Source organism: Janthinobacterium sp. GW823-FHT01H08 (assembly GCF_058797855.1).
This window is the reverse complement of record NZ_CM179504.1, coordinates 5,977,821-6,002,901: the sequence shown is the minus strand read 5'-3', so window position 1 is coordinate 6,002,901 and position 25,081 is coordinate 5,977,821. Positions and strand designations below refer to the sequence as shown.

Annotated in this window: 25 protein-coding genes; 14 read left to right on the top strand and 11 right to left on the bottom strand. The window is 64.0% G+C overall.

The features are described 5' to 3' along the window. The first annotated feature begins 5 nt into the window (after positions 1-5). Entirely contained in the window at positions 6-1,880 is a 1,875-nt protein-coding gene (locus tag AC3RCG_RS27040; RefSeq protein ID WP_227742061.1) for an alpha-amylase family glycosyl hydrolase, read from the top strand. Next, on the top strand, positions 1,877-3,205 hold the full coding sequence (locus tag AC3RCG_RS27035; protein WP_070311504.1) for an MFS transporter: 1,329 nt from the start codon (positions 1,877-1,879) through the stop codon (positions 3,203-3,205). The genes AC3RCG_RS27040 and AC3RCG_RS27035 overlap by 4 nt, the downstream gene beginning before the upstream one ends. Positions 3,206-3,260: 55 nt before the next feature. Here AC3RCG_RS27035 and bfr read toward each other — a convergent pair whose 3' ends face one another. Beyond that, positions 3,261-3,737, bottom strand: coding sequence for a bacterioferritin (gene bfr, locus AC3RCG_RS27030; RefSeq protein ID WP_034745609.1), 477 nt, complete (start codon positions 3,735-3,737; stop codon positions 3,261-3,263). A gap of 423 nt (positions 3,738-4,160) precedes the next feature. Between bfr and AC3RCG_RS27025 the strand changes: the two genes are divergently transcribed. After that, a complete protein-coding gene (locus AC3RCG_RS27025) occupies positions 4,161-4,841 on the top strand; it encodes a Fe2+-dependent dioxygenase (RefSeq protein WP_035822772.1) in 681 nt (226 codons plus the stop codon). Between the two features lie 220 nt (positions 4,842-5,061). Here AC3RCG_RS27025 and AC3RCG_RS27020 read toward each other — a convergent pair whose 3' ends face one another. Both AC3RCG_RS27020 and AC3RCG_RS27015 read right to left on the bottom strand, forming a co-directional pair. Next, entirely contained in the window at positions 5,062-5,763 is a 702-nt protein-coding gene (locus AC3RCG_RS27020; protein ID WP_070220769.1) for an energy transducer TonB, read from the bottom strand. Positions 5,764-5,780: 17 nt separating this feature from the next. Then, the gene (locus AC3RCG_RS27015) at positions 5,781-5,996 is read right to left on the bottom strand and encodes a (2Fe-2S)-binding protein (protein ID WP_034745611.1); all 216 of its coding nucleotides are present in this window, start codon (positions 5,994-5,996) and stop codon (positions 5,781-5,783) included. 405 nt (positions 5,997-6,401) lie between these two features. On the opposite strand from AC3RCG_RS27015, the gene AC3RCG_RS27010 reads away from it, so the two are divergent. The 4 genes from AC3RCG_RS27010 (at position 6,402) to AC3RCG_RS26995 (ending at position 9,106) form a co-directional block, all read left to right on the top strand. Beyond that, positions 6,402-6,686 (top strand): FeoA family protein, encoded by a 285-nt coding sequence (locus AC3RCG_RS27010; RefSeq protein ID WP_070220616.1) that lies wholly within the window; start codon positions 6,402-6,404, stop codon positions 6,684-6,686. Positions 6,687-6,688: 2 nt separating this feature from the next. Then, the gene (feoB, locus tag AC3RCG_RS27005; protein ID WP_492402113.1) at positions 6,689-8,590 is read left to right on the top strand and encodes a ferrous iron transporter B; all 1,902 of its coding nucleotides are present in this window, start codon (positions 6,689-6,691) and stop codon (positions 8,588-8,590) included. 8 nt (positions 8,591-8,598) lie between these two features. Further along, complete coding sequence (locus AC3RCG_RS27000) at positions 8,599-8,880, top strand: hypothetical protein (RefSeq protein ID WP_070220612.1); 282 nt, start codon at positions 8,599-8,601, stop codon at positions 8,878-8,880. A 64-nt stretch (positions 8,881-8,944) separates the two neighbouring features. Continuing rightward, the gene (locus AC3RCG_RS26995; protein ID WP_162995789.1) at positions 8,945-9,106 is read left to right on the top strand and encodes a hypothetical protein; all 162 of its coding nucleotides are present in this window, start codon (positions 8,945-8,947) and stop codon (positions 9,104-9,106) included. Between the two features lie 35 nt (positions 9,107-9,141). Here the strand turns inward: AC3RCG_RS26995 and AC3RCG_RS26990 are convergent, their stop codons facing one another. Beyond that, on the bottom strand, positions 9,142-10,062 hold the full coding sequence (locus AC3RCG_RS26990) for an AraC family transcriptional regulator (RefSeq protein ID WP_492402114.1): 921 nt from the start codon (positions 10,060-10,062) through the stop codon (positions 9,142-9,144). A gap of 138 nt (positions 10,063-10,200) precedes the next feature. On the opposite strand from AC3RCG_RS26990, the gene AC3RCG_RS26985 reads away from it, so the two are divergent. Next, the gene (locus AC3RCG_RS26985; protein ID WP_492402359.1) at positions 10,201-11,181 is read left to right on the top strand and encodes an oxidoreductase; all 981 of its coding nucleotides are present in this window, start codon (positions 10,201-10,203) and stop codon (positions 11,179-11,181) included. Between the two features lie 46 nt (positions 11,182-11,227). Here AC3RCG_RS26985 and nagZ read toward each other — a convergent pair whose 3' ends face one another. From nagZ to AC3RCG_RS26965, 4 genes are all read right to left on the bottom strand, one after another. Then, positions 11,228-12,769, bottom strand: coding sequence for a beta-N-acetylhexosaminidase (gene nagZ, locus AC3RCG_RS26980; RefSeq protein ID WP_492402116.1), 1,542 nt, complete (start codon positions 12,767-12,769; stop codon positions 11,228-11,230). A gap of 181 nt (positions 12,770-12,950) precedes the next feature. Continuing rightward, on the bottom strand, positions 12,951-14,561 hold the full coding sequence (locus AC3RCG_RS26975; protein WP_492402117.1) for an FMN-binding glutamate synthase family protein: 1,611 nt from the start codon (positions 14,559-14,561) through the stop codon (positions 12,951-12,953). 104 nt (positions 14,562-14,665) lie between these two features. Further along, positions 14,666-15,679, bottom strand: a complete 1,014-nt coding sequence (locus tag AC3RCG_RS26970) for a M48 family metallopeptidase (protein WP_070311501.1) — start codon at positions 15,677-15,679, stop codon at positions 14,666-14,668. Position 15,680: 1 nt separating this feature from the next. Continuing rightward, on the bottom strand, positions 15,681-16,733 hold the full coding sequence (locus tag AC3RCG_RS26965; protein WP_070311500.1) for a YjgN family protein: 1,053 nt from the start codon (positions 16,731-16,733) through the stop codon (positions 15,681-15,683). A 166-nt stretch (positions 16,734-16,899) separates the two neighbouring features. Between AC3RCG_RS26965 and AC3RCG_RS26960 the strand changes: the two genes are divergently transcribed. The 3 genes from AC3RCG_RS26960 (at position 16,900) to AC3RCG_RS26950 (ending at position 18,973) form a co-directional block, all read left to right on the top strand. Continuing rightward, complete coding sequence (locus AC3RCG_RS26960; protein WP_492402119.1) at positions 16,900-17,571, top strand: glutathione S-transferase; 672 nt, start codon at positions 16,900-16,902, stop codon at positions 17,569-17,571. A 71-nt stretch (positions 17,572-17,642) separates the two neighbouring features. Continuing rightward, a complete protein-coding gene (locus tag AC3RCG_RS26955) occupies positions 17,643-18,416 on the top strand; it encodes a 5'-3' exonuclease (protein WP_070220600.1) in 774 nt (257 codons plus the stop codon). Positions 18,417-18,562: 146 nt separating this feature from the next. After that, the gene (locus AC3RCG_RS26950) at positions 18,563-18,973 is read left to right on the top strand and encodes a response regulator (RefSeq protein WP_070220767.1); all 411 of its coding nucleotides are present in this window, start codon (positions 18,563-18,565) and stop codon (positions 18,971-18,973) included. Here AC3RCG_RS26950 and mnmA read toward each other — a convergent pair. Together mnmA and AC3RCG_RS26940 are read right to left on the bottom strand one after the other, a co-directional pair. Then, complete coding sequence (gene mnmA / locus AC3RCG_RS26945; protein WP_070220598.1) at positions 18,970-20,091, bottom strand: tRNA 2-thiouridine(34) synthase MnmA; 1,122 nt, start codon at positions 20,089-20,091, stop codon at positions 18,970-18,972. The two genes, AC3RCG_RS26950 and mnmA, sit on opposite strands and share 4 nt — an antisense overlap. Before the next feature lie 42 nt (positions 20,092-20,133). Next, complete coding sequence (locus AC3RCG_RS26940) at positions 20,134-20,613, bottom strand: NUDIX hydrolase (protein ID WP_010401817.1); 480 nt, start codon at positions 20,611-20,613, stop codon at positions 20,134-20,136. Positions 20,614-21,024: 411 nt separating this feature from the next. On the opposite strand from AC3RCG_RS26940, the gene AC3RCG_RS26935 reads away from it, so the two are divergent. The 3 genes from AC3RCG_RS26935 to AC3RCG_RS26925 are packed head-to-tail and all read left to right on the top strand — an operon-like array spanning position 21,025 to position 23,939. Then, positions 21,025-22,137 (top strand): Re/Si-specific NAD(P)(+) transhydrogenase subunit alpha, encoded by a 1,113-nt coding sequence (locus AC3RCG_RS26935; RefSeq protein ID WP_070220596.1) that lies wholly within the window; start codon positions 21,025-21,027, stop codon positions 22,135-22,137. A 24-nt stretch (positions 22,138-22,161) separates the two neighbouring features. Continuing rightward, complete coding sequence (locus AC3RCG_RS26930; protein ID WP_034745644.1) at positions 22,162-22,476, top strand: NAD(P) transhydrogenase subunit alpha part 2; 315 nt, start codon at positions 22,162-22,164, stop codon at positions 22,474-22,476. 8 nt (positions 22,477-22,484) lie between these two features. Further along, positions 22,485-23,939 (top strand): NAD(P)(+) transhydrogenase (Re/Si-specific) subunit beta, encoded by a 1,455-nt coding sequence (locus AC3RCG_RS26925; RefSeq protein WP_070220594.1) that lies wholly within the window; start codon positions 22,485-22,487, stop codon positions 23,937-23,939. A 131-nt stretch (positions 23,940-24,070) separates the two neighbouring features. Here the strand turns inward: AC3RCG_RS26925 and AC3RCG_RS26920 are convergent, their stop codons facing one another. Further along, a complete protein-coding gene (locus tag AC3RCG_RS26920; protein WP_492402121.1) occupies positions 24,071-25,012 on the bottom strand; it encodes a GGDEF domain-containing protein in 942 nt (313 codons plus the stop codon). Positions 25,013-25,081 lie beyond the last annotated feature (69 nt).

Below are 25,081 nucleotides of genomic sequence, written 5' to 3'. Positions count from 1 at the left end.
GATTCATGATGTCGATACGCAGCCCCCTGGCGCGCCTGCTGGCGCCGCTCCCCACGCACTTGCGCGCCGATGCGGCGCGCCGCTATGCGCGCCAGGAGGCGGTCTTGCTCGACCGCCTGGGCAGCCTGTATGGCCAGCGGCCTGATTTCCTGCCCTGGCTGGGCGATCTGATGGAAAGCGTGGGGCGGCTGTATGCGGCGCGCGCGCCGGCGCTGCTGCGCCAGGATGCGCAGCGCGAAGAACAGCCGGACTGGTTTGCCAGCCAGTCCATGCTGGGCTACAGCGCCTACGTGCAGCGCTTCGGCGGCAACCTGCAGGGCGTGGCGGCGCGCATCGGCCACCTGCGCGAACTGGGCGTGACGTATCTGCACCTGCTGCCGTTCTTGCGTGCGCGGGCCGGCGAAAGCGATGGCGGTTTTGCCGTCGCCAGCTTCGAGGAAGTCGACCCCGCCCTGGGCAGCAATGCCGACTTGCTGACATTGACGGCGCAACTGCGCGCGGCCGGCATCAGCCTGTGCTCGGACCTGATCCTCAATCATGTGGCCGACGACCATGCGTGGGCGCTGGGCGCCAAGGCGGGCGACCCGCTGCTGTGCGATTTTTTCCACACCTATCCCGACCGCGTGCAGCCGGACCGCTACGAGCGCACCGTGGGCCAGGTCTTTCCACAGGCGGCGCCCGGTAATTTTACATTCGTGCCGGAGCTGCAGCGCTGGGTCTGGACCACGTTCTATCCCTACCAGTGGGATTTGAACTACGCCAATCCGGCCGTCTTCGCGGCCATGGCCGGCGCCATGCTGGGCCTGGCCAACAAGGGCATCGAAGTGTTCCGCCTCGATTCGACGGCCTTCCTGTGGAAGCGCGACGGCACGGACTGCATGAACCAGCCCGAAGCCCACAGCCTGCTGCAAGCCCTGCGGGCGCTTGCCGCCATCGTCGCGCCCGGTGTGCTGCTCAAGGCCGAAGCCATCGTGCCCACGCCCAAGCTGCCCGCCTACTTTGGCAGCGATGCGGCGCCCGAGTGCCATATCGCCTATCACAGCAGCCTGATGGCCGCCGGCTGGGGCGCGCTGGCGGAGGAAAGCACGGACTTGCTGCAGCAGGTGATCGCCGCCACGCCGCCGCTGCCGCCGGCCGCAAGCTGGCTCAGTTATGTGCGCTGCCACGACGACATCGGCTGGAACGTGCTGCTCAATGAGGCGAGCGCGAACGGGCCGGCGCGCCTGGCGCGCATCGCGCAGTTCTTTGCCGGCGCCACCGGCAGCTATGCGCGCGGCGCCGCCTTCCAGAGCAGCAGCGCCGACAAGGCGCATGGCAGCAACGGCATGGCCGCCTCGCTGGCCGGACTGGAAAGCGCCGTCACGGTGCAGGAGCAGGAATACGCGTTGCGGCGCCTGCTGCTGCTGCATGGCCTGGCATTGAGCTTTGGCGCCTTGCCCGTGCTGTACATGGGCGATGAACTGGGCATGACAAACGATCGCAGCTACACGCAGCGGGCCGACAGGGCGATGGACAGCCGCTGGCTGCAGCGTCCCGCGTTCGACGACAGCCTGCTGGCATGGCGCCACGATGGCGTGAGCGCCAGCGGCCGGCTGTACCTGGCGCTGCGCCAGCTGATCGACGTACGCGGGCGCTTGCCGGCCCTGGCCGCCGCCGCGCCGCGCAGCGTGCTGTGCGCCGACACGCCGGCCGTGCTGGCGCTGCTGCGCGGCGACGGATTTCTCAACCTGAGCAACTTCAGCGGGGCCAGCCAGCGTTTCACTTTGCCCGCGGGCGAATGGCGCAACAGCCTCGATGGCAGCGTGCTGGCCGGCACGGTAGGCCTGCAGCCATGGCATATGCTGTGGCTGGAGCGGGAGCAAGATCGGGAGCCAGCATGAGCGACGCCAGCGCGCACCGTCCGCATCTGTCGTTCTGGCAGATCGTCAACATGAACGTCGGATTTTTCGGCATCCAGTTCAGTTTTGGGCTGCAGCAAAGCAGCATGAGCCCCATCTATAAATACCTGGGCGCCGATGAGGCGAGCCTGCCGTACCTGTGGCTGGCCGGACCCATGACGGGGCTGCTCGTGCAACCGCTGATCGGCGCGATGAGCGACCGCACGGTGACGCGCTGGGGACGCCGCACGCCCTATTTTCTGATCGGCGCCATCCTGTGCAGCCTGGGCCTGCTGGCCATGCCGTTCAGTCCCACCCTGTGGATGGCCGCCAGCCTGCTGTGGATACTCGATGCGGCCAACAATGTGACGATGGAGCCGTACCGCGCCTTTGTCAGCGACAAGCTCGACAAGAAGCAGCATTCGCTGGGTTTTCTCACGCAAAGCGCGTTTACGGGGCTGGGGCAAACGCTGGCCTATCTGACGCCGTCGCTGCTGGTCATGCTGGGCATGAACAAGGATGCCGTCAATGGCAGCCATATTCCGCACATCGTCATCGCCGCCTTCCTGATCGGCGCCGTGTTCTCGCTCGCCTCGGTGCTGTGGACCCTGAAGACGACGCCGGAAAATCCGCTTACGGCCGCCGAACTGGCGGCCATCCGCAGCCGCCCGCCGGGCTGGCGCCACACGCTGGCCGATATCGGCGCGGCCCTGCGCGACATGCCGCCGACGATGAAGCAGCTGGCCCTCGTCAATCTGTTCCAGTGGTACGCCATGTTCTGCTACTGGCAGTACATTGCCCTGTCGCTGTCGGCGACCCTGTTTCACACGACGGACCCCGCGTCGCAAGGCTTTCGCGACGCGGGCCTGCTGAACGGGCAGGTGGGCGCCTTCTACAATTTCGTGGCCTTTGTCGCCGCCTTTGCGCTGGTGCCGTTCACGCGCCGCTTCGGCCCCAAGCGCATGCACAGCCTGTGCCTGTGCGCGGCCGGCGTGGGCATGCTGAGCATCCCGCTGATCCACAGTCCGGCGCTGCTGTTGCTGCCCATGCTGGGCGTGGGCCTGGCCTGGGCCAGCATCATGGGCAATCCCTACATCATGCTGGCCGGCTGCATTCCGCCCGAGCGTACGGGCGTCTACATGGGCATTTTTAATATGTTCATCGTCATTCCGATGATCATCCAGATATTCACCTTGCCCCTGTATTACCGCAGCTGGCTGGGCGGCAATCCGGAGAACGTCATCCGGCTGGCCGGCGCCCTGCTGCTGTGCGCGGCGGTGGCGGTGCTGTTCGTCAAGCTGCGCCCGCCGCAGGCCACAAAGACTTGAGGACGGACGTAAAAAAACCGGCTCTGCCGGTTTTTTTATCTGCCTCGAAGAGCAATTACTCCTCAATCGCCATCTGACTTTGCAGGTAATTCTGAATGCCGACCTTGGCGATCAGGTCGATCTGCGTTTCGAGCCAGTCGATATGCTCTTCCGTGTCTTCCAGGATCATCAGGAACAGGTCGCGCGAGACGTAGTCGCCCGCTTTTTCGCTGATGGCGATGCCTTCCTTGACGGTGGCGTGCGCGGCGCGTTCCAGCTTCAGGTCGCATTCCAGCATTTCCGGCGTGTTCTCGCCGATCAGCAGCTTGTGCAGCGCTTGCAGGTTCGGCAGGCCGTCGAGCATCAGGATGCGGTCGATCAGCTTGTCGGCGTGTTTCATTTCGCCGATCGATTCTTCGTATTCCTTCTTGCCCAGCTTTTCCAGGCCCCAGTGCTTGTACATGCGCGCATGCAGGAAGTATTGGTTGATGGCCGACAGTTCGTTGGTGAGCTGTGCATTGAGCATGCGGATGACTTCTTTATCGCCCTTCATGGCATTTCCTTTGTTCTGTGTCGCGTTCGATGATGAAACCGCAGGCTGCTGGCGTTCACGGCCGGGTGGCGCAGGGCTGCCTGGTGGCGCGCAGGTTGCCGGTTTCGCTATGCCCGCATGATAGCGCAAAATATGGGCGGTTTTCGGTGCTAAACGGCATTTTTCCGTCTTTTTAACGTAAATATCGTGCGAATAAAACCCATTCTCAAGTGGATTGCCCACTTGCGCCGTTTTTTATTTGTTAAGGAAAATGAAGGCCATTCTCATTCGCGTTTCTGGCCCGCTTTTGGCGCTGCCGGATCGCGTGCCTGACCGCGCTGAACAGGCGGGAAATGTTGGGCCATTCTTGCTTTTGTGGCTTCTTGGCCGCTGCCGGCGATGCGATAATCAGGCAGCGATATTTACTGAAAAAAGGATAGCAAGATGATGCTGCATATACCCGGCGTGCTGACGCCGGAACAGGTGACGCAGTTTCGCCAGCGCCTGGCGCAGACGGACTGGGTCGACGGGCGCGCCAGCGTCGGGGCGCAAGGCGCGCAAGTCAAGCGCAACCGCCAGCTGGCCGAAGGGTCGCCGCTGGCGCTGGAGCTGGGCGAGATCGTCAGCCGCGCGCTGATGGCCAATCCCCTGTTCTTTGCCGCCGTGCTGCCGCTGCGCATCCTGCCGCCCTTCTTCAACAGCTATGCGGGCGGCGAGCACTATGGGCTGCATATCGACGGCGCCATCCGCACGCCGAAAAACGGCATGCAGTCGATGCGCGCCGACGTCTCGTCGACCGTGTTCTTGAGCGAGCCGGACGAGTACGAGGGCGGCGAGCTGGTGGTGGTCGATGCGTATGGCACGCATGAAGTGAAACTGCCGGCCGGCGACGTGATCGTGTATCCGTCGAGCAGCGTGCATCAGGTGCTGCCCGTCACCAGCGGCGAGCGCATCTGCTCTTTCCTGTGGACGCAAAGCATGGTGCGCGAGGACTGGAAGCGCAGCATGCTGTTCGAGCTCGATCAGAACATCCAGAGCGTGCGCGCAGAACACGGCGATTCGCCGGCCACCGTGGGACTGACGGGGCATTATCACAATCTGCTGCGCATGTGGGCGGAGATGTAAGGCTGGGGTCAGACCCCCGGTGAAGTTGGCGCTGAACCTTGCGTTGGCGGTGTTGAGGGTCTGACCCCATAGCGGGCAAAAAAAAGTCTGCCTGGCCCGGGGATGTAGGCTGGCAGACTGAAACAAGCAAATCGCTTGACTAAAAACGGGCGCAAAAAAGCAAGCAGGGCACAGGGTGCGATGCTTGCGGGCTGGCAGCGGCACTAGGGCCGCAGGAAGGCTAGCTCAGCTGGAAGGTCAGGGGGACAAGCACGTACACGGGGACGGGTTTGCCGTTTTCGATCATCGGCTTGAACAGCGCGCGCTGCGCGGCCTGGCGGCCTGCTTCATCGAGGTTCGTGTAGCCGGTCGATTTCTGGATCAGGATTTGCTCGGGCAAGCCCTTTTCATTGATCAGGATGCGCAGCACCACGGTGCCGCTTTCGCCCAGGCGGCGCGACAGATTCGGATAGATCAGCTGCGGCGCCTTGATGTATTCGACGCTGCTGACGGTGCGCGGCGTCGCTGGTGCCGGTGGCGTCGGCGACGGTGCGGCTGGCGCCGTCGGCGCGGCGGTGGCGACGGGCGCCGCTTCGGCGCGCGTCGGCTGCGGCGGCGTGATCGTCGGCTCGCTCGGCGCCACGGCGATCAGCGGCAGCGGCGGGATCACGGCGCGCGGCACGGGCGCGCTCAGTTCCACGGTTTTCGGTACGGACGGCGCCGGCGGTTTCGGTGGCGCCGGCGGGGCGATGATGCTGATGGTGGTGATGGTCGGCATGGCCGCCGTGACGACGCGGCTCAGCAGGCCGCTCTGGATGGCGTAAAAGCCGGCGATATGCAGGACGACGATGGCCATCAGCGGCGCGAATTTGTTGCGCTTCTTGTCGAAGTCGGCAAATTGCTGCACGGCCTGCACCGTTACGGGCGGGGGCATCATCGTCATGGCGTTCATCGCTTTCTTTAGTTTGTCAGTACAGCTCGCATCAATACGGTTTCTTGCAGCGCCACGGTGGCGTTCAGGTGATCGTTCAGCACTTCCCGCGCGCAGGTGTGGCATTTGCCGCAGCAGGTGGCCACGCCCAAGTCGCGGCGCAGTTCGGCCATGCTGGACAGGCCAAGATCGACGGCTTGACGGATTTCACGATCAGATATGTTGTTGCAGACACATACAATCATTGATACACCTTCTGGCTGGAGGATGAACACACACTAGTGCTTGAAAGCATTGTTGCTAGTGTTTTAATGAGAATCATTATCATTACGTTTCATTGTCGCGCAAAGTGCAGGACAATGCAAGCGATTTTGATCAAGTGTGCGGCAGTTGGCGGCCTGGCGCGGCAGCTTGATCTGCGCTTTGCGCGCATGGCGCAGCCCTTGGCAGGGGCGGCTCTCCGGGCTAAATAAAAACAATTCGCATTCATGTTTATAATGCTGGTATTGTCTCGGACGGTCGCCGTCTGGACACATTGAAAGGCCGCTTGTCGGTAATGCGCAACAGTTGCGTTTTACCTCACAACATCAGGGCATGCGCCAGGCGCAGCAGTCTGTCCCCGGTGTTCTTAATTTGAACGGAATTTGCTCATGACTCTAGTTCCACCCCTGATGACGCTCGACGCGCTGGCAGTCGGCCAGAGCGGCACGGTGTTGCATATCACGCCCAACGCGGCAGGACAGACGGAAGACGGCGTCGACCTCGTCCGCCGGTTGATGGAGCTGGGATTCGTTCCCGGCGAACGAATCCGCATGCTCAAGCGCGGTATTCCTGGCGGCGATCCGCTGGCCATCAAGGTCGGCAATGCCACGTTCGCACTGCGCCGCTTCGAAGCGGCGCTGATCACGATTCAACCGCTGCTTCAACCGGAATAAATATGGGTGCCGTAGAAACTATCGTGGAAGCGGGCGCGCACAAGCCGCCGCACCAGCCACAAATCGCCTTGCTGGGCAATCCGAACTGCGGCAAGACGGCCCTGTTCAACCGTTTGACGGGCGCGCGCCAGAAAGTGGCGAACTACGCCGGCGTGACCATCGAGCGCAAGGAAGGCCATTTCACGTCGCCAAGCGGCAAGCCCGTGCGCGTGCTCGATTTGCCGGGCGCCTACAGCCTGTCGGCCACCACGCCAGACGAAGCTATCACGCGCGACGTGGTGGGCGGGCTGCGCCGCGGCGATCCACGACCGGACGCCATCATCTGCGTCGTCGATGCCACCAATTTGCGCCTGAACCTGCGCCTGGTGCTGGAAGTTAAGCGCCTGGGCCTGCCCATGCTGCTGGCGCTGAACATGACAGACGTGGCGCGCAAGCGCGGCATGCTGATCGACACGGCCAGGCTGTCGCAGGAACTGGGCATGCCCGTGGTGGAAACCGTCGCGGTGCAGCACGATGGCGAAAAAGCCTTGTTGGATGCCATCGACGCCATGCTGCCGCTGCCGGTGGTGGAGGCGAAACCGCTGGCGGCCATCGACGCCGTGACCGTCGAAGAAACGCAGCGCGAAGTGCGCCGCATCCTGGCCGCCGTCAGCAACGACACGCGCGACAGCGGCAACCTGACGGAAAAGATCGACGACGTGGTGCTGCATCCCGTCTTCGGCCCCATCATCCTGGCCGTGCTGATGTTCCTGATCTTTCAGGCCGTGTTTGCCTGGGCTGCCACGCCGATGGAAATGATCACGGACGGCGTGGGCCACCTGGGCGCCCTGCTGACGGCGAACATGCCCGATGGCCACCTGAAAAGCCTGCTGGTCGAAGGCATCATCGGCGGCGTCGGCAGCGTGCTGGTGTTCCTGCCGCAAATCCTGATCCTGTTCTTCTTCATCCTGAGCCTGGAAGACTGCGGCTACCTGCCGCGCGCGGCCTTTTTGCTGGACCGCCTGATGGGCGGCGTGGGCCTGTCGGGCCGCGCCTTCATCCCGCTGCTGTCGAGCTTTGCCTGCGCCATCCCCGGCGTGATGGCGGCGCGCACCATCCAGAATCCGCGCGACCGCCTCGTTACCATCATGATCGCGCCGCTGATGACGTGCTCGGCGCGCCTGCCCGTGTATGCGCTGATCATCGCCGCCTTCATTCCCCAGCGCCAGGTATGGGGCTATCTGAGCCTGCAAGGCCTGGTGCTGTTCGTGCTGTACTTCGCCGGCATCATCTCGGCCATGGCCGTGGCCTGGGTCATGAAGCGCAGCATGGGCGTGCGCGGCAACCAGCCGCTGCTGCTGGAACTGCCCGCGTACCACTGGCCGCATCTGCGCAACCTGGCCGTCAGCCTGTGGGAGCGCGCGAAGATCTTCCTCACGCGCGTCGGTACCATCATCCTGAGCCTGATGATCATCCTGTGGTTCCTCAGCACCTTCCCCGGCGCGCCGGACAACGCGATCCACCCGCCCATCTATTACAGCCTGGCCGGTATCCTGGGCCGCGGTCTGGAAGTGATCTTCGCGCCCATCGGCTTCAACTGGCAGATCTGCATCGCGCTGGTGCCGGGCATGGCGGCGCGCGAAGTGGCCGTCGGTGCCCTGGGCACCGTGTATGCGCTGTCGCAAACGGGCGACGCGCTGGCGTCCACCCTGGAACCGCTGATCGCCCATTCGTGGTCGATGGCCACTGCATTGTCATTGCTGGCCTGGTATGTGTTCGCGCCGCAGTGCCTGTCGACCCTCTCCGTGGTGAAACGCGAAACGGGCGGCTGGCGCTATCCGCTGCTGATGGCCGGCTATATGTTCGCCCTCGCGTATGCCGCCTCGTTCATCACGTACCGCGTCGCCCTGTTGCTGGGCGCTTAGGAGAAACCATGTGGCAAACCCTCATCGTCGCCCTGATCGTCGCAGCCGCGCTGCTGCATTTTTCGACCAAGTACCTGCCGGCGGGCGTGCGCCGCGCCATCGTGCGCGGCCTGGTGCGCTGCGGCCTCGATGAGGCGAAGATGTCGACCTTCTTCAAGGTGGCGCCGGGCTGCGGCAGCGGCTGCGGTTCCTGCGGCTCCTGCGACAGTCCGCCGCCACCGTCCGCCACGCCGCCGGCCGACGGCAGCAGCAAGCGCGTGATCCTGATGCAGGTGCAGCGCCAGGATTGATGTACGTCTGGTCACGGGCGTGCCCGTGGGCTACACTGGGCTTTCCGCATGGCAAGGAGTGGCAATGGCGATACTGTTGATCTTCATGTTTTTGTTTGCGATCGCTACCTGGCTGCTGGCCAGCCGGCGCGGCCGCCACGGGGGACTCTGGTTCGGCATCGGCCTGGTCCTCGCACCCTTTGCCTTGCTGGCGGTGGCGGCCCTGCCACCCGTCGCGGCGCGCTGAGCCTGTATTGTTCAAACCCGCCACCGCGGGTTTTTTTACGCCTGCGCGCCCGCGTGGCGCAGCCGGTACTGGCGCGGCGAGCAGGCCATGACGCGTTTGAAGGCGTGGCTGAAGGCGCTGTCGGAATCGTAGCCCAGCGCCTGCGCGATCGCGGCGATGGGCGCACCGCTGTCCTTCAGGCGCCGCGTGGCCAGGCGCATGCGCCAGCGCAGCAGGTAGTCGAGCGGCGTCACGCCCGCCCTGTTCTTGAAATGCACGGCAAAGGCGGAGCGCGACTGGCCCGCGACGGCGGCCAGCTGCGCCAAGGTCCAGCGGTGGGCCGGTTGCGCATGCATGGCCTCGATGGCCGCGCGCAGCCGGGGATCGGCCAGCGCGAACAGCCAGCCTGCCGGGTGCGAGGCCTGCGCTGCCAGATACTGGCGCAGCATCTGCAGCAGCATCATGTGGCCCAGGTGGCGCGTCATCAGCGCCGCGCCGGGCGCCGTCGCCTGTAGTTCCTGCGCCAGGCGTTGCAAGGCCCAGTGCAGCACGCTGGCCTGGTCCGTATCGCCGCGCACGTGCAGCAGCGGCGGCAGGCAGTCGAGCAGGATGGCCGCTTCGTCGCCAAAGCTGAAGCGTCCGCCGATGAGAAAAAAATCGTGCTGCGGCGCGCCGTGGCGGGCCACGCCGTGCTGCGCGTGCCGGTACACGTCCAGCGCCGGCGCGGCCGGCAAGCCGGGTGTGCTGGCCAGGGTGAACGCGCGCCCCGGCGCCAGCAGGAAGCAGTCGCCCGTCTGCAGCTGCACGGGAGCGTCGATGCCCGCGACCGTCAGCCAGCAACCGCCTTCTATCACGGCGTTGAACTTGATGCCGTCCGGCGGCGGAAAGTCGATGGCCCACTCGCCGCCCGCCTTCAGACCGGCAAAATAGGAACTGCGCGTATCAAACAGCGAAAGTACATCGGAGAGCAAATCCATGATGGGGGGCAATTCTGGACGATGGCGATAGTATTGAAGATTTTACGCCATTCACAGTCCAGTTCTTTGCGCGCAACATATCCATCTCGCCAGCCATTCGGACTGGCGCCACTTGCAAAGGCCGATCCCATGGACAGTATCGACAACAAACAAACTCCCCTGCGCTGCGGTTTTGATGCCGCCACGACCGCCACCGAGGCGCTGGCCGGGCGCGACCTGTCCGGCATGCAGGCCATCGTCACGGGCGGCGCGTCGGGCCTGGGGCTGGAAACGGTACGCGTGCTGGCCGGTGCCGGTGCCAGGGTACTGGTGCCGGCGCGCGACCCGCATCAGGCGCAAGCGGCCCTGGACGGCATGGCCGGCGTGGAGGTCGCCGCGCTCGACCTGCTCGATCCGCAATCGATCGACGCCTTTGCCGCCGCCTTTCTTGCCACCGGCCGTGCCTTGCACGTGCTGGTCAACGGCGCCGGCATCATGGCCACGCCCTTGCTGCGCGATGCGCGTGGCTACGAGGCGCAGTTCGCGACGAATCACCTGGGGCATTTCCAGCTGACGGCGCTCCTGTGGCCCGCCCTGCGGCAGGCGCAGGGTGCGCGCGTGGTGTGCGTGTCGTCGCTGGGACACCGGCAGGCGGGCGTCGACCTGGATGACCCGCATTTCCTGCGCCAGCCGTACGATAAATGGCGCGCGTATGCGCAGTCGAAAAGCGCCAATGCCTTGTTTGCCGTGGAGCTGGATCGGCGCTCTGCGGCGCACGGCGTGCGCGCCTTCTCGCTGCATCCGGGCGCCATCCTGACGCCGCTGGTGCGCCATCTGGACCGCGACGACTTGCGCCGGGTCGGGGCGCTCGATGACGAGGGCCAGGTGAATCCGCCGCCGCAATCGGGTTTCAAGAGTGTGGCGCAGGGCGCCGCCACCGCCGTCTGGTGCGCCACCAGCGCGCAGCTCGAGGGTCTGGGCGGCGTGTATTGCGAGGATTGCGATATTGCTACCCTGGCGGCGGACGACAGCACGGGGCCGGGCGTGCGGCGCTGGGCGGCCGACCCCGCGCAGGCACGCCGGCTATGGGCGCTCAGCGAGCAGATGACGGGCGTGCGCTTCGATTGCGACGCGGTATAAAAAAATGCCGGGCAATACCCGGCATGTGCGAGAGGGCGGCGTGGATTTACGCCTTGCCGGCCAGCTTGTCGACGACCGGCACCAGCGCGGCCGGGCGACAGCCGAAGGCGGCCAGGCGGCCTTGCGCGTGGGGCGCCAGGTCCAGGTCGTAGGGCAAACGGCCCGCCACCAGCCACAGTTTATCGTGCGGCAGGGCTTCGACCAGGCGGCGCTGGCCGTCGACGAACATGGCGTTATACGTTTGCAGCACGATCTGCCGCGCGCCTTGCGCAAAGGCGATGGCTTCGTTGACCTCGTCGTCCAGTGCCTCGGCCGACAAGGCATATTCGCGCACGTCCAGGCCCGCTTCGAGCAGCGCCGGCAGCATCGAGCTGCGCGCTTCCTTGTTGCGGCCCAGCGCCACTTCGTCGATCTCGCTGCGCGAGCGCACTTCCACCGTCAGCAGGGTCACGGGCAGGCTGGCGTCGAGCGGGCGGTAGTCGCCCTGCACGCGCAGCGCCGCCTTTTGCAGCAGCTGCGACAGGGCCATGGCGGCCGGCTGCATCAGCGCCGGCGGGGCGACAGGACGTTCGCGCCAGTCGCGCACGGCGCGGTTGCGCTTGAGTTCCGCCACGCGCGCGCAAGCCGCGTCGATGCGGGAGATCGCAATGTCGCCGTGCTCCACGGCGGCGATGACGGCCTCGATGGCCGCCGTCTGCTGCGCTTCGCGGTGCGAGATGAGGACGATGTCGGCGCCCGCCTGCAAAGTGGCGATGGCGCCCTGGGGAATGCCGATGCCGTCGGCGATGGCCGCCATTTCCAGGCAATCGGTGATGACCACGCCCTTGTATTGCATTTCACCGCGCAGCAGGTCCGTCAGCACGCCCTTCGACAGGGTGGCGGGCACGCTGGTGTCGGCCTCGAAGGCGGGGAAGACCACGTGCGCCGTCATGATGGCGTCCACGCCGCCGGCAATGGCCGCGCGGAACGGCGCCAGTTCCACGGCGCGCAGGCGTTCCTTGTCGTGCGGGACCAGCGCCATGGCGTAATGCGTGTCGATGGCCGTGTCGCCGTGGCCGGGGAAGTGCTTGGCGGTGACGGCCACGCCGCTGGCGCGCTGGCCGCGCATGGCGGCCATGCCGTAGTCGATGACGGTGGCGGCATCCTCGCCATACGCGCGCACGCCGATGACGGGGTTGTTGCGGTTGTTGTTCACGTCCAGCACGGGCGCGAGCAGCATATTGATGCCCACCTGGCGCATCTCATCGCCGCTGATCTGGTTCATGCGTTCGCAGTCTTCGATGGAGCCGGCCGCCTGGAAGGCCATCGCCGCGGGAATCGGCGTGACGCCCTGCTCGATGCGCATCACCATGCCGCCTTCCTGATCGATGGAGATCAAGAGCGGGATGTCGGACACTTCCGCGTTGATCTCCTGCAGTTCGCGGCACAGGGCCGACACTTGCGCGGGCGTGTGCACGTTGCGGCGGAACAGGATCACGCCGCCTACCTTCTTTTCGCGTATCAAGGCCTTGATATGCTCGTCCGCCTGCAGGGCGTCGAAGCCCACCATGAACAACTGTCCTATTTTCTCGCGCAAACCCTGCTCCATGCTGCAACTCCTCCGGTATTGATTGTGACGACGGCATACGTATTCTGGCACCGTGGTGGCGCATCGTGGCGGTCACCGGAAAAGCTGCCTTGGTTTTGTACTTGTTTTGGTATTGTATTGGATTTGGGTTTTTGCGCAAGTGGTTATTAAGTGGTATTGCTCCACTAGCGCAAACACCGTATCAATCGAGGCGCTGGAACGAGGCCGATTGCGCCTTGGGCCAGTACAGGCCGAACACGGGCGGCAGCTGCGGCAGCTGGCTCGGGTCGAGCAACTGGCCCGCTTCCAGGAAGGGCAGCAGGGCCGACGCCAGTTTCACCTGGTTCGGCGAGATGCGCCGCACCAGGTGGTGCGGACGCAGTTCCTGCGGATGCGCCAGGCCGGCGGCGGCGATCAGTTCGGCCAGCGCCTTCATGGTGTTCTGATGGAAGTGCGCCACGCGGGCGATCTTGTCGGGCACCACCAGCGCGCGCTGGCGCTGCGGGTCTTGCGTGGCCACGCCCGTAGGGCAGCGGTCCGTGTGGCAGCTTTGCGACTGGATGCAGCCCAGCGCGAACATGAAGCCGCGCGCCGAATTGCACCAGTCGGCGCCCAGCGCCAGCAAGCGGGCGATGTCGAAGGCCGTGATGATCTTGCCCGAGCAGCCGATCTTGATCTTCGCGCGCAGGTTGGCGCCCACGAGGGTGTTATGCACGAGTACCAGCGCTTCCTGCAGCGGCGTGCCCACGTGGTCCGTAAATTCCAGGGGTGCCGCGCCCGTGCCCCCTTCGCTGCCGTCGACGACGATGAAGTCGGGCGTGATGCCCGTTTCCAGCATGGCTTTCACGATGGCGAAGAATTCCCACGGATGGCCGATGGCCAGCTTGAAGCCCGTCGGTTTGCCGCCCGAGAGCGTGCGCAGGCGGTCGATAAAGTGCAGCATTTCCAGTGGCGTGGAAAAGGCGCTGTGCGCCGCCGGCGAGACGCAATCCTCGCCCACCATCACGCCGCGCGTGGTGGCGATCTCGATCGTCACTTTCGGGCCGGGCAGCACGCCGCCGTGGCCCGGCTTGGCGCCCTGCGACATTTTCAGCTCGATCATCTTGACCTGCTCCGAGCTGGCGTTGGCGATGAAGCGCTCTTCCGAAAACGTGCCGTCCTGGTTGCGGCAGCCGAAGTAGCCGGAACCGATTTCCCACACCAGGTCGCCGCCGTTTTCGCGGTGGTAGGGGCTGATGCTGCCTTCGCCCGTGTCGTGCATGAAGCCGCCGCTGTGCGCGCCGCCGTTCAGGGCCAGGATGGCGTTGGCCGACAGGGCGCCAAAGCTCATCGCCGAGATATTGAAGACGCTGGCCGAATACGGCTTGGCGCGCGGGCAGTCAGGGTGGTTGCCGATCTCGATGCGGAAATCGTGGCCCGTGACCTTGGCGGGGGCGATGGAGTGGTTGATCCATTCGTAGCCTGCTTCATACACGTCGAGCTGGGTGCCGAACGGGCGCTTGTCCGTCTGCTCCTTGGCGCGCTGGTAGACGATGCTGCGCTGGCTGCGCGAAAACGGCGTCGCCTCGCTGTCGCTTTCCAGGAAATACTGGCGGATTTCGGGGCGGATGCTCTCAAAAAAGAAGCGGAAATGCGCAAGGATGGGGTAGTTGCGGCGCAGGGCGCGCTTCGTTTGCAGCAGATCGCTGATGCCGACCAGGGTCAGCGCACCGGCCAGCACGGGCAGCCAGTAATGGTCATAGTAAAACAGGGACAGGACAAAGATGGCTGCCGTCGCAATGAAGGTCAGGTAGCGAAATGGTACTAGGTGCATGGGCACTCCGGGAAAGTCAGACTGATATTGCTGAGTCTACCTTCGATTCGCGGAACGTGCTGGTGGGAAAGAACGCGGCGCCCATAGGACGCCGCGCACGGTACTTAGCGTTGTGCGGCGCGGATGCGCTCGATGCGTTCGGCGCTGGCCGGGTGGCTCGACAGGTAGGGCGTGCCTTCGTCCAGCTTGCCCAGGGCGACAAACACCTGCGCCAGGTGTTCCAGGGGAATACCGTTCTGGCGCAGCATGGCAATCGCGTAGTCGTCCGCCTCGCGCTCGACATCGCGCGAATACTTCAAGTCCAGCAGCAGCGGCGGCAAGGTCGCCACCACGGTCGAGACGTCGCCGAACAGCAGCGCCGCGCCGGCGCCCACGGCCGAGGTCTGGATCAGGCGGCGCGTCAGGTGGCGCTGCTGCAAATGGCCCAGTTCATGCGCCAGTACGCCCATGATGGCGTCGTCGTCCGGCATCAGTTCCACCATTTCATCGGTCAGCACGATGTCGCCGGACGGCAGGGCGAACGCGTTCGGACCGATCTTGCTTTTGCGGAAAACGATGCGGTGCGCGGGCGCACTGTCGCCGGGCGTGGCCAGGCGCGCGAAACGGGCGCGCAAGGCTTGCTGGCGCGCGCCATCGAGCTTGCTTGCCTCAAACACGTGGCCGTCGAGGAAATCGAGCACGCCCTGGCCCAGCTGGCGCTCGACGGACTGGGGAATCGCATACGCGACGCCCTTCGCCACCACGGGCAGCAGGTACTGATAGCTGAGCCACAGGGCCAGTACGGTGGCGACCGTGGCCAGCAGGGCGCCGCGCCAGCTTTGCTGCAGCCGCACGACCCAGCCGTCGCGGTGGCCCGTCTCATGCAGCACGTCGTTGAAGGCCGCCTGGTCGGCGATCTCCAGGTAGGCGCCGTCGGGAAAGCTGACCTTGCGCACGGCGTGGCTGCTGCGTTCGGACACGTGCAGCTCGCCCAGCGGGCAGCTGCGCTCGATGTCGCCGGCCAGCACGGCCATGCCATCGCGCACGCTGAGCGTGACGTGGTACAGGCGCGAGGTCTGGCCGTCGAAATAGCGCGCGGGCACGGGGACCGCGCCCGGCGCGTGGTGATCGAGCGTCATGCTACAGCGACAGGTCGAAGTCCAGCAGATCGACCATGCCTTCGCCCGTGGCAGAGACTTGCTCGCCGGTGGCGGCGACAAAGGCGTCCAGGCTGCCGTGCACCAGCATCGACGTCGCTTCCAGGCGGTACTTCAGCCATCGCACCTGGGCGAATGGCGAAAACAGGCCCAGGGTGACGACGATACCGAGCAGGTTGGTCAGCATGACGAACGTGGTGCGGCCCCAGGTCAGCTGCGACTGGAACTGGTGCTGCTGCAGGCGCGTATGGTTCCAGATCAGGTTCTGGATCATGGTCAGGAACAGCGGCAGCACGATAAAGGCCCACGCATACAGGGCCGCCACGGCGCCGAAGATGCTGCCGGCCTTGGTGACATCGTTGGCATCGGTGGCAAAGGTGGCGAAGACGCTGGCGAAGACGACAAAGATCAGGACCAGGAAACCGGCCAGCAGCAGGGCGAAGAACAGCAGATAGGTCTTGTAGAAGCTGCCAACCGAGGCGTCAAAGCTGAAATTGCTGCTGCCGAAGCGGCTCTGTGTGTGCTGGAAGCGCTTCAGGCGCTGGTGCAGGAACGGCGTCATCAGGCCAGCCGTGAAGGTGTTCAGGATGGGCAGCCACAGGAAGTATTTGTAGGCTTCGCTGGCGCTGCCGTCGAAGCCGAAGCGGATGCCGCGGTAGCTGGTGTTGTAGAGCTTGAACTGCAGGCTTTTCCAGACCAGCCATGGCAGCACGGCCATCATCAGCACGAGCATGATCAGGCCGACGATGGGCGAGATCTGGAAGGCGATGTTGTAGCCGCCGATCAATACCACTGCCGCGATGCGGCCCTTCAGGATGGCGACGGCATTGCCGTGGTATTCAAAGCTGCTGCCAGCGAGGTGGGTGCTGGAATAGAAATAGCGGTTGCGGCGCACCTTGGCCCAGGCGGAATAAATGCCCAGGGTGACAATGCTCAGCAGCAGGTTGACGATCCAGATACGGAAGTATTCGCTGCCGGTGGCGCTGAAGGTAATGGCTTCACGCTTGGGCGTGGTGTTGTTGGTATCGAAATCCACGGGGGAGTTTCCTTACTTATTGGAAACAAAACAAGATAAGGGAAGATTGAAAAGTTATCAATTGAAAATAGTGTTTTTCGCAATTATTTTTGGTGTGCGGCCCCTGTCGCCGCGATTTTCCCGTCCCGGCTATACTGGGACTCAACCATTGCCAACGGAAATCGCCATGATCGTCGTCCACCATCTGAACAATTCGCGCTCGCAGCGCGTGCTCTGGCTGCTCGAGGAGCTGGGCCTCGACTACGAGGTCAAACGCTACCAGCGCGACCCGAAAACCATGCTGGCGCCCGCTTCGCTGAAGGCCGTGCATCCGCTGGGCAAGTCGCCCGTGATCACGGACGGCGCGAACACCATCGCCGAATCGGGCGCCATCATCGAGTATCTGGTCGAGCGCTACGGCAATGGCCGATTGATACCGGCGGCGGGCACGCCCGAGAAGCTGCGCTGGACCTATTGGCTGCATTTCGCGGAAGGCTCGGCCATGCCGCCGCTGCTGATGAAGCTGGTGTTCGACAAGGTCGAATCGTCGCCGATGCCGTTTTTCGTCAAACCGATCGCGCGCGGCATCGCCAGCAAGGTCAAGAGCAGCTTCATCACGCCCAATATCAACAGCCAGCTGGCCTACATGGAAGCGGAACTCGAGAAAGGCAAATGGTTTGCCGGCAATGAGTTCACGGCGGCCGACATCCAGATGAGCTTTCCGCTGGAAGCGGCCGCCATGCGCGGCGGGCTCGACGAGCGCCTGCCGAAGCTGACGGCGTTCCTGCAGCGCATCCATGCACGCCCGCCCTACCAGCGCGCCCTGGAACGGGGCGGGCCCTACGATTTCGCCAAATGAAGGGTATTCAAGCCCGATGTGCGGGGAACCATACGGTAAAATGATCGATTCAACCAGTATCCACTTACCGCATGGCCAGACTCCTCGCTATCGACGGCTTGAATATCGTACGCCGCGTCTACGAAGCCAGTCCTGAACCCGATTCCGACCTGAAGGCGGAGATCGCGCTGCGCCATGCGCTGTCGTCGTTTCGCACCCTCATCAACGACCATGAGCCGACGCACATCCTGCCGGCCTTCGACTTTGGCGGCCCGACCTGGCGCCACGCCCTGTATGCCGGCTACCGCGAGGGGCGCCAGCCGATGCCGCAAGTGCTGCGCGACGCCTTGCCCGGCTTTTACGCCACCCTGGCCAGCTTCGGCATGCACGTGGTCAGCATCCCCGAGGTCGAGGCCGACGACGTGATCGGCACGGCCGTCATGCGCTGGCTGCACGAGGGGCGCGGCGCGGCCGTCATCGCCACCACCGACAAGGATTTGCACGGTCTGATCGCCCACGGCGCGCTCGTGTGGGACCATTTCAAGGGCGTCTGGCACGACCACGCCTGGGTCGAGAAAAAGTTCGGCGTGCCGCCGGAACTGCTGCCCGACCTGCTGGCGCTGATGGGCGACGTCACCGACAGCATTCCCGGCGTGTCGAAGATCGGCCTGAAGACGGGCGCGAAACTGTTGCGCGCTTACGGCAATATCGACGCCGTGATGGCCGGCGCGGGCATTTTGCCTGGCGCGCTCGGTGAAAGCCTGCGAAAAGAGCGGGAAATACTGTATCTTTCAAGAAAGTTGGTCGAACTCAAGACCGACGTGACGTTGGGCGTCACCTGGAACAAGCTGGCGTGGGAAAAGTAGAGCGCCCAAAAAAAGCTCATGGTGTTGTTGCCTTGCCTCGTCGTACATTCGTACTGTCTTCGGCAACGCGCCTAGCCCTGAGCATTTTGATGGGCGCTCTCTGAGTGGAACTCGCAATAGAAAATCAAGCAAGGGAAGTAATCATGATGTTAAAGACAGTCCTGATCGATAGCAGCGCCGTGGCGCGCGGCCTGCTGAACACGGTCCTGACCGATGGCGGCTACGATGTCTGCGGGCAGACGCATACGAGCGCGCTGGGCTTGGCGCTGCTGGTCAAGCACCACCCGCATTTCGTCTGCATCGCGCGCGAGCAGGTGGAAGATGGGACGAATATTGTGCAAACCATCCGCGCCCAGTATCCGAAGACGCTCATTTTCATGGTCTCGGGCGGCATCGACGCCGCCTCGCTGCAGGCGGCCCACGCGATGGGCGTGTCGGGCTTCATCGTGAAACCGTTCATGGCCGACACGGTCCTGAAAACCGTGCGCAATACCGTCATTGCGATGGTGCGCAAGCAGCAGGCCTTGGCCGCCGCTGCGCAAGGCAACAACTCCTAAACGCCGGCCAGGCCCGTCGCGCTGGCGATGATGCCGCCACCGAGGCACACATCGCCGTCGTACAGCACGGCCGATTGGCCCGGCGTGACGGCCCATTGCGCCTGGTCGAAGGCCAGGCCGAAGTGTTCATTCCCCTCCGGCAGCAGCTGGCAGGCCACGTCGGCCTGGCGGTAGCGCGTCTTGGCGGACAGGGCGCCTGCCTGCGGCGCCGTGCCGGCGACCCAGCTGGCCTGATCGGCCGTCAACGATGGCGACAGCAGCCACGGGTGGTCGTGGCCCTGCACCACCCACAGGGTGTTGTTGACGATATCCTTGCGCGCCACATACCAGGCGTCGCTGCTGCCGTCCGCGTTCTGGTACGACTTCACGCCGCCGATGCCGATGCCCTTGCGCTGGCCCAGGGTATAGAAACTCAGTCCCACGTGTTCGCCCACCGTCTTGCCGTCGGCCGTTTTCATCGGGCCCGGCTTGTACGACAGGTAGCGGTTCAAGAATTCGCGGAACGGGCGTTCGCCAATAAAGCAGATGCCCGTGGAATCCTTCTTCTGCGCGTTCGGCAGCGCCAGTTGCTCGGCGATCTGGCGCACCTGCGTCTTCGGGATTTCACCGAGCGGAAACAAGGTCTTGGACAACTGCGCCTGGTTCAGGCGGTGCAGGAAATAGCTTTGATCCTTGCTGGCGTCGACGGCTTTGAGCAGTTCATAACGGCCCGCATCGGTCGGCGCCTGGCGCACGCGCGCATAGTGGCCGGTGGCGATCAGGTCGGCGCCCAGGGTCATGGCGTGGTCGAGGAAGGCCTTGAACTTGATTTCGGCGTTGCACAGCACGTCCGGATTCGGCGTGCGGCCGGCCTGGTACTCGCGCAGAAAATCGGCGAACACGCGGTCCTTGTATTCGGAAGCGAAATTGACGGCTTCGATATCGACGCCGATGACGTCGGCCACGCTGGCCGCGTCGATCCAGTCCTGGCGCGTGGAGCAGTATTCCGAATCGTCGTCATCTTCCCAGTTTTTCATGAACAGGCCGATGACTTCATAGCCTTGTTCCTTCAGCATCCATGCCGCGACCGAGGAATCGACCCCGCCCGACATGCCGATCACGACTTTCTTCTTGCTCATCTTGCTTTCCAGTGTACTTTAATAATATGGCAATGCGTATTGCTATGCGCTATTGAAAACGGACGCATGCGTGTGCAGCAGGGCCAGCGGCGCGCGCCGGCCAGCCAGGTATTCGTCCACGCACTGCAGCACCAGCGGACTGCGGTGGCGCTCCTGGCACGCCGCCAGCTCGTCGCGCGTCATCCACAGGGTGCGGATGATGCCTTCGTCCAGCGGGCGATCGTGTTCGGCGCCGGCCGTGCCGCAAAAGGTGAAGCGCAGATAGGTCACGTCCTCGCCCGTGCGCAGTGACTGGTAGCGCGACATGTACATGCCGACCAGTGCCGTGGGGATGAAATCGTAGGCCGCTTCTTCCAGCGTTTCGCGGATCACCGCCTGTTCCAGCGACTCGAACGGGTCGAGGTGGCCGGCTGGCTGGTTGAGCTTGATGCCTTCGCTGGTCTCTTCTTCAATCAGTAAAAACAGGCCATCGCGCTCGACGATGGCGGCCACGGTGACAGAGGGTTTCCAGATTCTCGGCATGATTCCATCCTTGAAAGAGCCGACATTTTATCTTGTTCTGCGCGCGCGGTTTGAAGCCGGCCTTTTGTTGCGCGGACATATTGATAAATGACAACGTTTTAGCAAATAGCGGTGGGAGGTACTTACGTCTTTCCCGGGGAGCGCACTAGCATGGGGGCTTAGTTGGCAAGATGGCAGGAAGCGCCCGCTAATATAGGCTTTCCCTGTGGTCAAAACAAGCGCGCACGCTTGTTCGACTGTGGTGAGATTGACACACCTTTCCCACAATATGGGCGCCGCGCCGCATGGTGAAACAAATCATGGATGCGGATGAAATTAGTGTCGTACGACTAAAAGTTGCTGGTTCACAAACGTTTAACGCGCTGCTTTCCGTGTTAGATTCTAGTCAGTTTATCAATTAGCGGAGGCATCATGAGGATAGGCATACCGGCCGAAACACGGCCTGGTGAAACCCGGGTGGCAGCCACGCCCGAGACAGTCAAGAAGCTGGCAGCCAAGCATCAAGTCGTCGTGCAGTCGGGGGCGGGCGTGCAAGCCTCGATTCCCGACGAGGCGTATGCTGCCGCCGGCGCGCAGATCGGTACCGCCCAGGAAGCCTATGGCTGCGCCATCGTGCTCAAGGTGCGCGCACCGGACGCCGGCGAACGGGCCCTGATGGCCAGCGGCACGGTGCTGATCGGCATGTTGAACCCGTTTGACGCCGACAATATCGCCGCCATGGCGACGGCCGGCCTGTCCGCCTTCGCCCTCGAAGCCGTGCCGCGCATCACGCGCGCGCAGTCGATGGACGTGCTGTCGTCGCAGGCGAACATCGCCGGCTACAAGGCCGTGCTGGTGGCGGCGAATACCTATCAGCGCTTCATGCCCATGCTGATGACGGCGGCCGGCACCGTCAAGGCGGCCCGCGTGCTGATCATGGGCGTGGGCGTGGCCGGCTTGCAGGCGATCGCCACGGCCAAGCGCCTCGGCGCCGTCATCGAGGCGTCCGACGTGCGCCCGCCCGTCAAGGAACAAGTGGAATCGCTGGGCGCCAAGTTCCTCGACGTGCCCTTCCTCACTGAGGAAGAAAAGGAAATCGCCAAGGGTTCGGGCGGCTATGCGCGCGCCATGCCGGCCGACTGGATGCGGCGCCAGGCCGAACTGGTGCACGAACGGGCGAAACTGGCCGACATCATCATCACCACGGCCCTGATCCCCGGCCGCGCCGCGCCCGTGCTCATTTCAGAAGAAACGGTAAAAGCCATGAAACCGGGTTCCGTCATCGTCGACCTGGCCGTCGAGCAGGGCGGCAACTGCCCCCTGTCCGAGCTGGGCAAGACGGTGCTCAAGCACGGCGTGTATATCGTCGGCGAGCCGAACCTGGCGACCCTGGTGGCGGCCGACGCTTCGGCCCTGTATGCGCGCAACGTGCTGGACTTCTTAAAGCTCATCATCGACAAGGACGATCAATTGCTGATCGACCGCGAGGATGAAATCATCAAGGCCAGCCTGGTTTGCGCGGGCAATGACATCCTCAGAAAATAACGCGGCGCCGGAGAGAACAACATCATGGAAATCAGTCACACCATCACCAACCTGATCATCTTCGTGCTGGCCATTTATGTCGGCTACCACGTCGTCTGGACCGTCACGCCGGCGCTGCATACGCCGCTGATGGCCGTCACCAATGCCATTTCCGCCATCATCATCGTCGGCGCCATGCTGGCGGCCGGCCTGACCGATGGTCCGCTGGCGCAAGTGGCCGGCACCCTGGCCGTGGCGCTGGCCGCCGTCAATGTGTTCGGCGGCTTCCTCGTCACGCAGCGCATGCTCGAGATGTTCCGTAAAAAAGAACCGAAGGCCAAGCAAGGAGCAAAAGAATGAGTCACGCCATGAGCTTCGTCACCATGAACCTGGTAACGATGATGTACCTGATCGCCTCGGTGTGCTTCATCCAGGCCCTGAAAGGCCTGTCGTCGCCATCGACGGCGCGCCGCGGCAATGCCTTCGGCATGAGCGGCATGGCCATTGCCGCCGTCACCACCGTGGCGCTGATCCTGAAACTGAAGGAACAGCAAACGGGCGGCATGGGCCTGACCCTCGTCATCATCGGCATCGTCACGGGCGGCGCCATCGGCGCCTATCTGGCGAAAACCGTGGAAATGACGAAGATGCCGGAACTGGTGGCGGCCATGCACTCGCTGATCGGCCTGGCGGCCGTGTGCATCGCCGTGGCGGCCGTGTCGGAACCGTGGGCCTTCAATATCGCGAAACACGGCGAGGCGCTGCCCATCGGTAACCGCTTCGAACTGTTCATCGGCACCTTTGTCGGCGCCATCACGTTCTCCGGTTCCGTGATCGCCTTCGGCAAGCTGTCGGGCAAATACAAGTTCCGCCTGTTCCAGGGCGCGCCCGTCAGTTTCAAGGGCCAGCACATGCTCAATCTGGTGCTGGCGCTGGTGATGGTGGGCCTGGGCCTGGCGTTCTGCTTCGCCGACGGGGTGGAGCCGGCCTGGACGCCGTTCGTCATCATGACCCTCATCGCCTTCGCGCTGGGCGTGCTGATCATCATCCCCATCGGCGGCGCCGACATGCCGGTGGTGGTATCGATGCTCAACAGTTACTCGGGCTGGGCTGCTGCCGGCATCGGTTTTTCGCTGAATAACTCGATGCTGATCATCGCCGGCTCATTGGTCGGTTCGTCCGGCGCGATCCTGTCGTACATCATGTGCAAGGCCATGAACCGCTCGTTCTTCAACGTCATCCTGGGCGGTTTCGGCGGCGATGCGCCGGCCGCAGGCGCAGCCGGCGCGCAGGAACAGCGCCCGGTTAAATCGGGTTCGGCCGACGACGCCGCCTTCATCATGAGCAATGCGGAAACCGTCATCATCGTGCCCGGCTACGGCCTGGCCGTGGCGCGCGCGCAGCACTCGTTGAAAGAACTGGTGGAAAAGCTCACGCACAAGGGCGTCACCGTCAAGTACGCGATCCACCCCGTGGCGGGGCGCATGCCGGGCCATATGAACGTGCTGCTGGCCGAGGCGGAAGTGCCGTATGACCAGGTCTTCGAGATGGAAGACATCAACGGCGAATTCGGCCAGACGGACGTGGTGCTGGTGCTGGGCGCGAACGACGTCGTCAACCCGGCGGCAAAGGACCCGAAATCGCCGATCGCCGGCATGCCGATCCTCGAAGCCTATAAGGCCAAGAGCATCATCGTCAACAAGCGCTCGATGGCGTCCGGCTATGCGGGCCTGGACAACGACCTGTTCTACCAGCCGAACACGATGATGGTGTTTGGCGACGCCAAGAAGGTGATCGAGGATATGCTCAAGGCAGTCGAATAAGCGGTATTTTTTGCCGTAGGTCGGATTAGCGGGGCAAAGCCCCGCGTAATCCGACGTATTGGGGCCAACAATGTTGTCGGATTACGGCCTTCGGCCTCGGCGGCCCCGCCTAATCCGACCTACGCTTGTCTTCAGGCTGCGACGACTTTATTGCGTCCCTGGTGCTTGGCCGCGTACAGGGCCTTGTCGGCATCCGACATGGCCGCGTCCAGGCTGGCGCCGGCCGTCAGGGAGGCCACGCCGATGCTGATGGTCACCTGCAGTTCGCCGCCATCGGGCAAAGGCGTGATGGCGGCGGCCACGGCGGCGCGGATGCGTTCGGCCACCTTGTGCGCCTGCCGCAGGCTGGCGTCGGGGAACAGCAGGCCGAACTCCTCGCCGCCGAGGCGCGCCGCCACGTCGGTGATGCGTCCCGTGTCGCGCAGTGCCTGCGCCACCGTGCGCAGCACGGCGTCGCCCACGGCATGGCCGTAGCGGTCGTTGATCTTCTTGAAATGGTCGAGGTCGGCCACGCCCACGGTCAGGGCGGCGCCGCTGCGTGCCGCGCGCGCCATCGCCTGCTCGGCTTGCGCTTCATAGGCGCGCCGGTTGGGCAGCGACGTCAGCGCATCGTGCAGCGCCTGCTGTTCCAGCTGCGCCAGCAAGCTGGCGTTCTTTGCCGCCAGTTCGCGCCGTTCGCGCACGTCGAGCAAGAAGGCGCCGAAATAGCGGATGCCGTCCACCACGCCCAGGTCCAGCGCCTTCATTTCGATGGGAATCATTTGCGCATCGCGGTGGCGGATGGCGAATTCGCGTATCTTGCCCAGCACGCTGGAGGTGCGCGAGCTGCGGATGTAATTGATCACGTGGTTGTCGTGCTGCGCGCCGACGGCGTCGGGCAGCAGGCCGTTCAGGGTCTGCCCCAGCAATTCCCCGCTGGCATAGCCCGACAGCGCCTGCATGGCGCCATTGATATAGCGGATGCGGCAATGTTCATCGATGATGATGACGGCGTCGAGGGCGTCTTCCAGCAGGCGGGAAAAGAGCACTTCGGGAAGAACGGCAGGCGGTGCTGCGGGCAATGCATCTGTCATGGAACGGTCGCCAAAAACCAGGTGACAGCCATTGTCGCATCCGCAGGCCGTTTACTCCATGCCGGAGAT